We start from the raw sequence: 12670 nt of genomic DNA, 5'->3' as shown, positions 1-12670 counted from the left end.
AAACTTGGCCTTGTAAAAACACCTTGACATAGATTGTCGATTATGTTTAAGTTCGACACTTGCCTTTAAAAGTACTGATTACCATAACGTTTAAGGAGTAGATAAAGATGAAAAGAACCTTCCAGCCCAGCAACACCTCCAGGAAAAGAACCCACGGTTTCTTGGTACGTATGGCCACCAAGAACGGCCGTCTCGTCATCAAGAGGAGAAGGGCCAAAGGGCGCAAGCGTCTTTCCGTAAGCATCGCCACCAAATAGTTTTCCTGTTTGACCAGCTCTAATTTTCCCAAGGCCGAACGCCTTCTAAGGCGTCCCGAGTTCCTGCAGTTCAACGAAGGCGCATCGAAGCTGCATACGCAGTACTTCCTTGTGTTGTTGAAACCAAATGAAGGCACGGGCACTAGGGTTGGGTTTACCGTGAGCAAGAAGGTAGGGAACGCCGTAGTCCGAAACAGTATCAAAAGAAGGCTACGGGAGTTTTACAGGCAGAACAAGTCTCTTTTTATTTCGGCTGACATCAACATCGTTGCCAAGAAAGGGGCCGACGTGCTTGACTTTCACCAGATTTCAACAGAGCTCGCAGCCGCCTTCGGGCGGCTGCGAAAAAAGTATGCTTAAAGAGATATTCATAGGCCTTGTAGTTTTCTACCAGAGGTTCATCTCTCCACTCAAGGCCCCTTCCTGCCGTTTTTACCCTACCTGTTCGCATTACTCCTTACAAGCATTGGAAAAGTACGGTCCCGTAAAGGGGTTGTGGTTGACGGCCGCTCGTGTACTGAAGTGCCACCCGTTTCATCCGGGGGGGTACGATCCGGTTAAATAGTCTCTTCAGGAGAATTTCATGGAAAAACGTCTCATCATAGCGGTACTCCTCTCCATCGGGGTCCTCTACGCTTACTCTTTCATTTTCCCGACGCCCAAACCGCTAACTGCGCCAGGCGCCAAACAGGCAGCCATGAGCTCCGCCTCCGCTCCTGCTTTACCGGCGGCAGTTGCACCGACCGCAGGCACCGCGCCCCTCGCTGCGCCCGCACCCCAGGCGGGGCAGGCGCCAGCTGTTGCCAAGGATGTTACCGTCGACACCGATCTCTACACCGCCGTGTTCTCCACCCAGGGGGGCGGTCTCAAAAAGTTCGTCCTCAAGAAGTACAAGGAGACTGTCGGCCCCCAGGGAAAGGACATCGTTCTGGTCAACGAGACCGCAGCCAACCGCTATGCGCTTCTCAGCGACTCCCGGGAATTCGGCCTCTCCCCTGACGCCCTTTACAGCGCAAGCACCGGTGAGGTCAAGGTCACGAACGGCGGCAAGGGATCCCTCGAATTCACCACCACCACTTCGCAGGGGATCACCTTCAGGAAGGTCTATACCTTCTCCGGCGACGCCTACCGTATCGGCCTTACCGAGGAAGTACAAAACGCAGGGAATGTGGCGCTGACCGGGGCCGTGCACCTGCTGCAGACTTCTCGCGTCGTTGAAGCGAAGAAGGAGGGGAGGTACGAAGTTCATGCACCCTCGACCCTCAGCGAAGGGAAGGTGAAGGTCGACAAGCTGGACAACCTGCTCAAGAACCCGGTTCAGTACGGGAAGGACATCGCCTGGTCCGCGTTTGCCGATAAGTACTTCATGGACGGCATCATCGCGGACAAGGGGAGCATCAGCCAGGTTCGCATCACGCGCCCGGCCAATGACGCCATTCAGCGCGACATCGTTTCGCCCACTGTCACCGTGGCACCTGGTCAGCGTTCCGCTGTCAATTACGCCGTCTACTATGGCCCGAAGGATCTCGACATCCTGAAGCTGCAGGGTAACCGTCTGGATGAAGTAATAGACTACGGCTGGTTCGGTCCCATTGCGAAGCCGCTGGTTCATTCGCTCAAATTCCTTTACAAGTACACCGGCAACTACGGCATCGCCATTATCATCATCACCTTCATCCTGAAACTTGTCTTCTTCCCGCTCACCCACAAGAGCTACAAGTCGATGAAGGACATGCAGAAGCTGCAGCCCAAGATGACTGAGCTGAAGGAGAAGTTCAAGAACGACCGCGACGCCATGAACCGCGCCGTGATGGAACTGTACAAGACCCACAAGGTCAACCCGCTCGGCGGCTGCCTGCCGATGGTAGTGCAGATCCCGGTGTTCTTCGGACTCTACCGCGCGCTGATGTACTCCATCGAGCTGCGCCACGCTCCTTTCTATCTCTGGATCACTGACCTCTCCGCCAAGGATCCGTACTACGTGACCCCGATCATCATGGGCGTCACCATGTTCATCCAGCAGAAGATGACCCCGACCAACATGGATCCGGTGCAGGCCAAGATGATGCTCATGCTTCCCATCGTCTTCACCTTCATGTTCCTGAACTTCCCGTCCGGCCTCGTCATCTACTGGCTGGTGAACAACGTGCTGACCATCGCTCAGCAGATGTATATCAACAAAGCCGTAGCAGACTAACCGGCATCAGGTACAGCAAATGTATGTCCGCGACACAATTGCAGCGATCAGCACTCCGGTAGGGGAAGGCGGCATCGGGATCGTCAGGATAAGCGGCCCCGCAGCTCTGCAGATCGCCCGGAGCATCTTCAACGCCAAATCGAACGGTGGCCTAAAAAGCCACCGTTTTTCTTATGGTGAAGTGGTACAGCCCGGAACCGGCGACCTGGTGGACGAGGCCATGGCTGTATATATGAAGGCGCCCAACTCCTACACCCGCGAGGACGTGGTCGAGATACAGTGCCACGGCGGCACCCTCGTTGTCTCCCGCATCCTTGCGCTGGTGATCTCCCAAGGGTCGCGCCCGGCTGAGCCAGGCGAGTTCACCAAGCGCGCCTTCCTCAACGGGCGCATCGACCTGGTGCAGGCAGAAGCCGTGATGGACGTCATATCCAGCCGTACCGATGCGTCATTGGCACTGGCCCAGCATCAGCGGGAAGGGCTCTTGTCGCAGCGCATCTCAACGGTGAAAGAGGGGATAGTTTACGCGCTGGCCTATGTCGAGGCGTTGATCGACTTCCCCGAGGATGACGTGAATGTCGCAGTAGAGACCGACGTCTTGGGTAAAGTGGCCCCCGCTTTGGCTGAACTCGACGCCCTGATAGCCGGCTTCGACGAGGGGAGGGTGCTTCGCGACGGCGTATCCGTCGTCATCGCCGGCAAGCCGAACGTAGGAAAGTCGAGCCTGCTCAACACGCTCTTGAAGGAAAAACGCGCCATAGTCACCTCCGTTCCCGGCACCACCAGGGACCTCATCGAGGAGGTCGTAAACATAAACGGCCTACCGGTGAAGCTCCTGGACACTGCCGGGATCCGCGAGTCGGAAGACCAAGTAGAGCAGGAAGGCGTGCGCCTTTCTCTGGACCGTATTCCCAAGGCGGACCTTGTTCTTTTTGTCATCGACGGGTCGTCCGCTTTCGGGGATGAAGACGCCGCCATCCTGGAGGCAATCGGATCGAAGAGCTGCATCGTGGTGCGCAACAAGTCCGACCTGCCGCTGGCGGTAGACCTTCCATCTGGCTGCTCCGCTCCGGTGGTCGCTATCTCCACCCACACTGGAGACGGTGTCCCTCAACTGCGTGACGCCATCACTAACGCCTTCATGCACGGGCACGCCATAGACGGCCGGGAGTTTGTAGCCCTCTCCAAGGCGCGGCATCGCGATGCGCTCTTGAAGGCGAGGGAGTCGCTGCAATCGTTCGTAGCGAACCTGGAGTCGGGGGTGAATATGGAGCTTCTGCCCGTCGATCTGCGCGATGCGCTGGACGCGGTAGGGGAGGTTACCGGCGAGACTACGGCGGACGACGTACTGGACCGGATTTTCTCCAGCTTCTGTATTGGGAAGTAGATATATTAGTGTGTAACATCACGGGATGGTTCAGTATTTCTAGTTTGTTTCACGTGGAACATAGCTTTTGAACCTATGCTAATAGTTTGCTGGCTCCAGAGCACGATATGAAGGATACGGTACAGTGAAGTCTGCAACGTGGGAAGCTGTGGCTACTTCCCCCATCCCCTAACCCCCTCCCGCCAGGGGAGGGGGAACCCTTTTAGTATAGGTTGCGTTCTGTGAGGGAGTTGTCCTGTACGTGCTGTCTCCCACTACGCTCTACTTGGTGTTTTTTTGACCACCTGCTTGTAGCACGCCCCCTCCCTTGACGGGAGGGGGTAGGGGGGTGGGTGACGCTGCCAGGATATTCATAGTCGTTGTTTTCACGCTGTGAGCGCACGCTGGTTGCGCCGTTAGGCCTAATGTTCCACGTGGAACAATACAGGTTCAATCCCTCTGCGACCTCAGCGTCCTCTGCGGTAAATAAGTCTCAGGCATCAATGGAGTAAGGTTTTGATAGTTTACGATAAGACATATGACGTGATCGTGGTCGGTGCCGGTCATGCCGGGTGCGAGGCCGCTCTGGCCGCTGCCCGCATGGGGCGTTCCACCCTTATGCTCACCATCAACCTGGACGCCATCGCGCTTATGTCCTGCAACCCGGCCATCGGCGGCCTGGCGAAGGGGCACCTGGTTAAGGAGATCGATGCACTGGGCGGGGAGATGGGACGGAACATCGACGCTACCGGAATTCAGTTCCGCGTGCTCAACACCAAGAAGGGCCCAGCGGTGCGCGCCTCCCGCGCACAGGCCGACAAGCAGTTGTACCGCCTGCGCATGAAGCATGTCATGGAGCAGCAGGATAACCTGGATCTGAAGCAGGTTGAGGTCACGGACTTGTACCTGGAAGACGGGTCCGTTGCAGGGGTGGACACCAAGGGCGGGGTGAGGTACCTAAGCAGGACCGTTGTTCTCACCACCGGTACCTTCATGCGCGGGCTTATCCATATCGGTCTTGTCCATTACCCGGGCGGCAGGGCAGGGGACCTTCCCTCCATCGGCCTTTCGGACGGACTGAAGGACGTAGGCTTCGAGGTGGGAAGGTTGAAGACCGGCACTCCCGCACGCCTGGACGGCAGGACCATCGACTTCGAAAGGCTTGAAGCGCAGCACGGCGACGAGAACCCGATCCCGTTTTCTTTCTCCACCGAGAGGATCGAGCAGCAGCAGGTTCCCTGCCACATCGCTTACACGAATCCAAAGTCGCACGACATCATCCGCTCCGGACTGGACCGCTCGCCGCTTTACGCCGGTATTATCGAGGGTATCGGCCCCCGGTACTGCCCCTCCATCGAAGACAAGGTGGTGCGCTTCCCCGAGAAGGACCGGCACCAGACTTTCATCGAACCGGAAGGGCGCGAGACGGTAGAGGTGTATCCGAGCGGGATGTCGACCTCGCTTCCCATCGACATTCAGTGGGCCTTCTACCGCAGCATCGAAGGACTGGAGCGGGTGGAGATCATGCGCCCGGCCTACGCGATCGAGTACGACTACGTCAACCCGATCCAGCTGCACGCCTCTCTGGAGACGAAGCTGGTCCGCAACCTGTACAACGCGGGGCAGATCAACGGCACCTCGGGGTACGAGGAAGCGGCTGCCCAGGGTCTTATGGCAGGGATCAACGCGGCGCTCAGGGTGCAGGGGAAGGAACCGCTCGTACTGGGGAGGAGCGAGGCGTACATAGGGGTCATGATAGACGACCTGGTGACGCTTGGCACCAAGGAGCCGTATCGCATGTTCACCTCGCGCGCCGAGTACCGGCTGCTGCTGCGCGAGGACAACGCGGATCTCCGTCTGCGGGAGAAGGGGCACGACATCGGGCTGGTTCCCGAGAGCCTGTACCACTCCTTCCTGGCCAAGAAGGAACTGATCGATTCGGAGCTGGATCGGCTTTCCAGGGAGAGATTGACGCCGTCGGCAGCAGGCGAGGAGCTTCTGCAGGAGTGGGATCTGGTCGGGATTCAGAATGCCATCAGCTACGAGCAGCTGCTGCGCCGCCCCGATTTCACCTGCAGCGACCTCTCCAGGATTTACCCGGAGATCATGGAGCTGCCGGAAACGGTGCGCGAACAGCTGGAGATCCAGATCAAGTACAAGGGATACATTGAGCGCCAGCTGGAGCAGGTAGCGCGCGCGGCGAGACTGGAGAGCACCACCATTCCGGCCGACATGGACTACAGCACCGTTCCGAGCCTCTCTGCCGAGGTGCGCGAGAAGCTGGTCCGGTTCCGGCCGGACACGCTGGGACAGGCGTCACGCATCCCTGGGGTTACGCCGGCGGGTATTACCATCCTATCCATCGCGCTCAAAGCGAGGTACGGCAGATGATACAGAGCGCTAAAGATCTCCTGAAGAAGGGCGCTGCCGAGCTGGGCGTGCAGCTCGACTCGGCGCAGTTGGAGAGCCTGAACCTCTTTGCCGAGGAGCTCAAGAAGTGGAACCGGAAGATAAACCTTACTGCGATCACCGGCGACGAGGATATCGCCCTGAAGCATCTGGTCGATTCGTTGAGTCTCCTTAAGGCGGTGCGCTGTCCGGGACGCCTGCTCGACATCGGCTCGGGCGGGGGCTTTCCCTGTATCCCGGTGAAGATCGTGCAGCCGGACCTGGAGATGGTTTCTGTGGATGCCGTGGTTAAGAAGATCAGTTTTCAGAAGCAGGCGGTGCGGCTTCTGAATCTTACGGGGTTCACCGCGCTGCATGTGCGGGCGGAGACGCTGGCGCAGGAGTATGGCGCCAGCTTCGACTGGGTCGTCTCCAGGGCGTTCTCCGACATTCCCTCCTTCGTAGCCATGGCGCTGCCGGTTCTGAAACCGGAGGGACGCATCGTCGCCATGAAAGGCCGCAGCGCTGCCGAAGAGGTGGAGGGAGCGAAGGACAAACTCGACGCTCTCGGCGCCGGCGTGCTCGAAATCATAGATTTTGCCCTTCCCGGCACCGGCGACGCCAGATCGCTGGTTATAATAGGGCGAAATTAGATTAATAATTGTTAATGTTGCCTTTAATGAGCAAAAAGCACCCATAAATGGACGAGGAAGTAAAAGGTGAGCCGTGGGTTGGGGAGATGTGAGATCGATGGTTTTTGGCCCCTTTTTGAAAGCCTAATTTTTGTGCAATTTGACCGAGTGAGGCCCTCAGAGCGGGTTCAAACTCTTCCGGTTTAATTTTCCGGAGAATGGAGGCCGTGTCCTCTTTTATTTAGAATCTATTAACGACGTGAAGTGACTGTCGGGGAGCAACTGCTTGAGGGTCTAGTGGAAGGTATCGAAACCAAGAATTCTTCTCTGCTGGCGATAGTGGATAGATAATTGGAAATTGCACACTTAGCAAGGCTGTTTTTGGACATAGTAAAAAACTGTTTCAGTCGTCGCCTTATCCCCTCTCTTAATGGAAACCTCTGAGTGAACCCCGGAATTCTTAACCCTTTCCGGGAGCAATAATTTTGACAACTGCATCTTTTGTATGTTAGAAATAAAGACTTTTTTTGTTTACGCCGTAGATTTTGAAAGAGATCTAAGGGGGACGAGAACATGCATCATTTCCAATATAAAGGTGAAGAGCTGTTCGCAGAAGACGTGGCGATAAAGGATATTGTCGCCGCCGTCGGTAGCCCCGTCTATATCTATTCAAAGGCGACGCTGGAAAGACACTACAAGGCCATGGACGATGCCTTCGCCCAGGCACCTCATACCATCTGCTACTCCGTCAAGGCCAACTCCAACCTCGCCGTGCTGAAGACCTTCATCAACCTGGGGGGCGGGGTCGACATCGTCTCCGGCGGAGAACTTTACCGTGCGCTCGCCGCGGGGGTGGACCCGAAGAAAGTGGTTTACTCCGGGGTGGGCAAAAGGGACGACGAGATCGCCTACGCGCTGGAGAGCGGAATACTGATGTTCAACATTGAGTCCGAGCAGGAACTGGACCGCATCAGCGATATCGCCGGCCGTATCGGCAAGAAGGCGGGGATCGCCATCCGCGTGAACCCGGACGTCGACCCTCAAACCCATCCGTACATCACCACGGGCCTGAAGAAGGCCAAGTTCGGCATAAACATTGAGCGCGCCCTGGAGCAGTACCAGCGCGCCAAGGGACTCGCCAACATAGAGATACTTGGCATCGACTGCCACATCGGCAGCCAGCTCACCAAGGTCTCTCCCTTTGTCGACGCCATCAAGAAGCTGAAAAGGCTCCTGGACGGCGTGAGGGGGATGGGGATCGACATCAAATATCTCGATCTCGGTGGCGGCCTCGGAATCCAGTACGATGACGAAGCACCACCGCTGCCTGCGGATTACGGCTCCTCCATCCAGGAAGAGACCAAGGATCTCGGGCTGCACCTAATTTTCGAGCCAGGGAGGAACCTTGTAGGCAATGCCGGCATTTTGGTCGGCAAATGCCTCTACACTAAAAAAGGCGAGGAAAAAAACTTCGTCATCGTGGATGCCGGCATGAACGACCTGGCCCGGCCGTCTCTCTACGGCTCCTTCCACGGCGTCAGGCCGGTCTTCAGGAACCAGGACGGCGTGATAGAAGGCGATATCGTCGGTCCCATCTGCGAATCGGGCGATTTCCTGGTGAAAGAGCGCGAGATACCGAACTTCCGTCAGGGCGACCTGATTGCATTCATGTCGGCCGGCGCCTACGGCTTCACCATGAGCAGCAATTACAACAGCCGCCCCCGCGCCGCCGAAGTCATGGTCGACGGGGGCAAGTTCGAAGTGGTGCGCGACCGGGAGAAGCTGGAGGACCTGGTCCGGGGCGAGCGCGTTCCGTCCTTTCTTTAAGAGGCTCCGCTCGCTTGACGCTTCGAGCCCCCGATGGAGCCGCGGCAAAACTGTCGCGGCGCCGCGGAGCTCTAACCATTTCAATAACCGTTAGCAGTCATACAAGGAGGTAGCACATGTTCCAAGGAAGCATCGTAGCCATCGTCACCCCATTCAAAAACGGAGCGGTGGACGAAGAGAAACTGCGCGAGCTTGTGGAATTCCAGATAGAGAACGGTACCGACGCAATCGTTCCCTGCGGCACGACCGGCGAGTCTTCCACCCTCAGCTATGTCGAGCACGACCGTGTCATCCAAGTCGTGGTTGAGCAGGTCAACAAAAGGGTTCCGGTCATCGCCGGCACCGGGTCCAATTCGACCCACGAGGCGATCGAGATCACCCAGCACGCCAAGGAGCTGGGCGCGGACGGCGCGCTCCTAGTGACCCCGTACTACAACAAGCCCTCCCAGGAAGGGCTGTTCCGTCACTACAAAGCGGTTGCCGATGCCGTAGCGCTCCCCCAAATCCTTTACAACGTACCGGGCCGCACCGGTGTCAACCTCTTGCCGGAAACGGTGGCGAGGCTGTCCGTGCACCAGAATATCGTGGCGATCAAGGAGGCAACCGGCTCGCTCCAGCAGGCTTCCGAGGTGCTCGCCCTTTGTGGGGACAAGATCGACGTTCTTTCCGGTGACGACTTCATCACCCTCCCCATCATGGCCGCAGGCGGTAAAGGCGTCATCTCCGTTACCGCCAACATCATGCCGAAGGAAGTCTCTTCGCTGGTCGATGCGTTCAACGCCGGCAACATGGAAGAGGCGCGCAGGCTGCACCTGTACCTGCTGAAGATCTCCAACGCGATGTTCATCGAGAGCAACCCGGTGCCGGTCAAGGCCGCCGTTTCCCTCATGGGCAAATGCAGCTCCGAGGTCCGCCTGCCGCTGGCCCCGCTGATGGAGGCGAACCTGGCCAAGTTGACCGCCATCATGAAGGAATACAAGCTCATCTAGCATCCCAGGGGGACTGGCTCTGCAAGGTGCCTGTCCCCCTGGAACCCCTGGAATTCTGTCCCCCTAGAGCTTAGTGAAGTAGCTGAAAATCCCTAAGTCCCCCTTTGTAAAAGGGGGATTTGATCGGGAAATAGATTTTTTTTACGGAGACAACCTAATGGTAAAAATAGCTGTTTGCGGAGCTGCCGGACGCATGGGCGGGCGGATCATCGCAGCCGTCAAGGAAGCAGAAGGGGTCGAGATCTGCGGCGCTCTGGAGCGCCCGGGGCACCCGATGGTGGGGCAGGACGCCGGCTACAACGCGGGTCTGGGCGCCATCGGCGTCGCCATCAGCGACGACTTGAACGCCGTGGTGCAGGCGTGCGACGTCCTGATCGACTTCACCGCTCCGAAGGTCTCACTGAAGAACCTCGAAGTCTGCGCGCTCTACGGCAAATCCATCGTGATAGGCTCCACCGGCTTCACCCCCGAGGAGCGGGCCCTGGCCGCTGAACTTGCCCGCGAGATCCCGGTGATCATCGCACCGAACATGTCGGTGGGCGTCAACGTCTGCTTCAAGGTGCTGGCTGACGTCGCCAAGATTCTCGGCGAAGACTTCGACGTCGAGATCGTCGAGTCGCACCACCGCCTGAAGAAGGATTCCCCCTCCGGGACCGCGGTAAGGATGGGAGAGGTGGTAGCCAGCGCGCTGGGACGCGACTACAACAAGGTCGCCAACTACCACCGCGAGGGGATCTGCGGCGAGCGCACCCATGACGAGATCGGGATGCAGACCGTGCGCGGCGGCGACATCGTCGGCGAGCACACCGTCTACTTCATCGGGATGGGTGAGCGTATCGAGATTACCCACCGCGCCCACACCCGGGACATGTTCTCCAGGGGTTCGGTGCGTGCCGCCAAATGGGTGGTCACTGCCAAGCCGGGCGTCTACGACATGCAGGACGTGCTGGGACTGAGATAGATAAGAAAACTTTTTGGAGGAAGATGTGGCAAAAATTAACGATAACTACCTGAAACTTAAAGCAGGATACCTTTTCCCCGAGATCGGCCGCCGCGTGCGAGCCTTCGCCGCTGCAAACCCGGAGGCGAAGGTGATCCGCCTTGGGATCGGCGACGTGACCCAGCCGCTTACCCCGACAATCCTCAAGGCGTTCCACGATGCCGTGGACGATCTCGCCAGCGAGAACTCCTTCATGGGTTACGGTCCGGAGCAGGGGTATGACTTCCTGATCGACGCCATCATCGAGAAGTCCTACAAGCCTTTGGGCGTCGACCTGAAGACCACGGAGATGTTCATCTCCGACGGCTCCAAGTGCGACTGCGCCAACATCCTGGACATCTTCGCGCTCGACAACACCGTCGCCATCGGCGACCCGGTCTACCCGGTTTACAACGACACCAACGTCATGATCGGCCGCACCGGCGATGCCGATGACAAGGGGTACTACAAGGGGCTGGTCTACATGCCCTGCACCGAAGAAAACGGCTTCTTCCCGGCGTATCCGAAGGAGAAGGTGGACATGATCTACCTCTGCTTCCCGAACAACCCCACCGGCGCCGTGGCGACCAAGGCGCAGTTGAAGGGGTGGGTCGATTACGCGCTGGCCAACGACTCCATCATCCTGTTCGATGCGGCTTACGAGGCGTTCATCACCGACCCCTCGATTCCGCATTCCATCTACGAAGTCGAAGGGGCTAAGAAGTGCGCCATCGAGTTCCGCTCCTTCTCCAAGACTGCCGGCTTCACCGGCGTTCGTTGTGGCCTGGTAGTAGTTCCCGACGAGCTCGAAGGGACGACTTCCAACGGCGAGAAGTACAGCTTCAACAAGCTCTGGCTGCGCCGTCAGACCACCAAGTTCAACGGGGCTTCCTACCCTGTGCAGAAAGCGGCCGCCGCAGTTTACACCGAGCAGGGTTGGAAAGAGACCCAGGCCAACATCGATTACTACATGGAGAACGCGCGCATCATCCGCGAAGGTCTCTCAGCGGCCGGGGTTACCGTGTACGGCGGCGTCAACGCTCCTTACATCTGGCTCAAGACCCCAGCCGGGCTCACCTCCTGGGACTTCTTCGACAAGCTTTTGAATGACTGCCACGTAGTCGGCACCCCAGGCAGCGGCTTTGGTCCCAGCGGCGAAGGGTACTTCCGCCTCTCGGCCTTCGGCAACCGCGACAACGTCGTCGAGGCTGTCGAGAGGATCAAGAAGAACCTTAAGAAGTAGGAAGGTCACGGCAGAGAAATGAAAAAGGGCGGCCCCCGCTAGGATGGGGGTCGCCCTTTTGTTTGTAAGTAGCATCAAAAGCACTCACCACAGAGGGTCACAGAGGAATCACAGAGGAAAAGCCAAGGCTTTAAGATAAACCTTTTGGTTGTACCCGGTTCTGGTTTTCCTCTGTGTACCTCCGTGTCCTCTGTGGTGCATGCCTTTTCTTCGGTTTACGCAGCCGCCTTGACCATACGCACCAACTCGCGGCAGAAGGCGGGCAGATCGTCGGGTTTTCTTGAGGTGATCAGGTTTCCGTCCACTATCACCTCGACATCCTGGTACTGCGCCTGGGCGTCCCGCAGTTCAGGGGCCACCGACTCATAGCAGGTCGCCTTGCGCCCCTTGAGCAGTCCGGCGGAGATCAGGATCTGCGGGCCGTGGCAGATGGCGGCCACTGGTTTGGACGCCGACATGAAGGCGCGGGCGATTTCATGGACCGCCGGGCTGTTGCGGATGGCCGCGGGCGCTTTGCCGCCAGGGAGTACCAGGACCGCGTAATCGGCCGGCGTCACCTCGTTGAACAGCTTGTTCACCGGCACCTCGTAACCGTGCTTACCGTGTATGGAACCCGCCTTTTCCGATGCCACGTCGACCGCATACCCGGCCTCGCGCAGTCTGTAAAGAGGAACCAGCAATTCGGTATCTTCGAAATTATCCGCACTTAAAATCAGGGCTTTCATGACTCCTCCTCTGCTCCGTTTAGTTAAGCTACCGCTGGCGGCAGGTCTGTGGTGAGCGACGGAGATC

Annotated in this window: 12 protein-coding genes; 11 read left to right on the top strand and 1 reads right to left on the bottom strand. The window is 58.0% G+C overall.

Annotation, left to right across the window (positions count from 1 at the left end):
- The first annotated feature begins 107 nt into the window (after positions 1-107).
- The 11 genes from rpmH (at position 108) to GBEM_RS20225 (ending at position 11878) form a co-directional block, all read left to right on the top strand.
- Complete coding sequence (gene rpmH, locus GBEM_RS20270) at positions 108-257, top strand: 50S ribosomal protein L34 (RefSeq protein WP_012532489.1); 150 nt, start codon at positions 108-110, stop codon at positions 255-257.
- Between the two features lie 9 nt (positions 258-266).
- Complete coding sequence (gene rnpA, locus GBEM_RS20265; protein WP_012532488.1) at positions 267-617, top strand: ribonuclease P protein component; 351 nt, start codon at positions 267-269, stop codon at positions 615-617.
- Positions 610-822, top strand: a complete 213-nt coding sequence (gene yidD, locus GBEM_RS20995) for a membrane protein insertion efficiency factor YidD (protein ID WP_083770294.1) — start codon at positions 610-612, stop codon at positions 820-822. The genes rnpA and yidD overlap by 8 nt, the downstream gene beginning before the upstream one ends.
- An 18-nt stretch (positions 823-840) precedes the next feature.
- Positions 841-2454 carry a membrane protein insertase YidC gene (gene yidC / locus GBEM_RS20260; RefSeq protein WP_012532486.1) on the top strand — a complete coding sequence of 538 codons (1614 nt, stop codon included), beginning with the start codon at positions 841-843 and terminating at the stop codon, positions 2452-2454.
- Positions 2455-2473: 19 nt separating this feature from the next.
- Complete coding sequence (mnmE, locus tag GBEM_RS20255; protein ID WP_012532485.1) at positions 2474-3841, top strand: tRNA uridine-5-carboxymethylaminomethyl(34) synthesis GTPase MnmE; 1368 nt, start codon at positions 2474-2476, stop codon at positions 3839-3841.
- Between the two features lie 495 nt (positions 3842-4336).
- Positions 4337-6211 (top strand): tRNA uridine-5-carboxymethylaminomethyl(34) synthesis enzyme MnmG, encoded by a 1875-nt coding sequence (mnmG, locus tag GBEM_RS20250; RefSeq protein WP_012532484.1) that lies wholly within the window; start codon positions 4337-4339, stop codon positions 6209-6211.
- Complete coding sequence (rsmG, locus tag GBEM_RS20245; protein WP_012532483.1) at positions 6208-6861, top strand: 16S rRNA (guanine(527)-N(7))-methyltransferase RsmG; 654 nt, start codon at positions 6208-6210, stop codon at positions 6859-6861. Before mnmG ends, rsmG begins: the two co-directional genes overlap by 4 nt.
- 552 nt (positions 6862-7413) lie before the next feature.
- On the top strand, positions 7414-8667 hold the full coding sequence (gene lysA / locus GBEM_RS20240; protein WP_012532482.1) for a diaminopimelate decarboxylase: 1254 nt from the start codon (positions 7414-7416) through the stop codon (positions 8665-8667).
- A gap of 116 nt (positions 8668-8783) precedes the next feature.
- Entirely contained in the window at positions 8784-9656 is an 873-nt protein-coding gene (gene dapA, locus GBEM_RS20235; RefSeq protein ID WP_012532481.1) for a 4-hydroxy-tetrahydrodipicolinate synthase, read from the top strand.
- Positions 9657-9813: 157 nt separating this feature from the next.
- A complete protein-coding gene (gene dapB / locus GBEM_RS20230; RefSeq protein WP_012532480.1) occupies positions 9814-10617 on the top strand; it encodes a 4-hydroxy-tetrahydrodipicolinate reductase in 804 nt (267 codons plus the stop codon).
- A 25-nt stretch (positions 10618-10642) separates the two neighbouring features.
- The gene (locus GBEM_RS20225; protein WP_012532479.1) at positions 10643-11878 is read left to right on the top strand and encodes an LL-diaminopimelate aminotransferase; all 1236 of its coding nucleotides are present in this window, start codon (positions 10643-10645) and stop codon (positions 11876-11878) included.
- A gap of 215 nt (positions 11879-12093) precedes the next feature.
- Here the strand turns inward: GBEM_RS20225 and GBEM_RS20220 are convergent, their stop codons facing one another.
- Entirely contained in the window at positions 12094-12603 is a 510-nt protein-coding gene (locus GBEM_RS20220) for a type 1 glutamine amidotransferase domain-containing protein (RefSeq protein ID WP_012532478.1), read from the bottom strand.
- Positions 12604-12670: the final 67 nt, after the last annotated feature.

The sequence above is a fragment of the Citrifermentans bemidjiense Bem genome (assembly GCF_000020725.1).
Classification (GTDB): domain Bacteria; phylum Desulfobacterota; class Desulfuromonadia; order Geobacterales; family Geobacteraceae; genus Geomonas; species Geomonas bemidjiensis.
This window is presented reverse-complemented; position numbering and strand designations above follow the sequence as displayed.

Excerpts from the sequence above, each read along its gene's own strand:
- mnmE (WP_012532485.1), top strand. The coding sequence starts at position 2,474 with ATGTATGTCCGCGACACAATTGCAGCGATCAGCACTCCGGTAGGGGAA.
- yidC (WP_012532486.1), top strand. The coding sequence starts at position 841 with ATGGAAAAACGTCTCATCATAGCGGTACTCCTCTCCATCGGGGTCCTC.
- yidD (WP_083770294.1), top strand. The coding sequence starts at position 610 with ATGCTTAAAGAGATATTCATAGGCCTTGTAGTTTTCTACCAGAGGTTC.
- rpmH (WP_012532489.1), top strand. The coding sequence starts at position 108 with ATGAAAAGAACCTTCCAGCCCAGCAACACCTCCAGGAAAAGAACCCAC.
- dapB (WP_012532480.1), top strand. The coding sequence starts at position 9,814 with ATGGTAAAAATAGCTGTTTGCGGAGCTGCCGGACGCATGGGCGGGCGG.
- lysA (WP_012532482.1), top strand. The coding sequence starts at position 7,414 with ATGCATCATTTCCAATATAAAGGTGAAGAGCTGTTCGCAGAAGACGTG.
- dapA (WP_012532481.1), top strand. The coding sequence starts at position 8,784 with ATGTTCCAAGGAAGCATCGTAGCCATCGTCACCCCATTCAAAAACGGA.
- rsmG (WP_012532483.1), top strand. The coding sequence starts at position 6,208 with ATGATACAGAGCGCTAAAGATCTCCTGAAGAAGGGCGCTGCCGAGCTG.
- GBEM_RS20220 (WP_012532478.1), bottom strand. The coding sequence starts at position 12,603 with ATGAAAGCCCTGATTTTAAGTGCGGATAATTTCGAAGATACCGAATTG.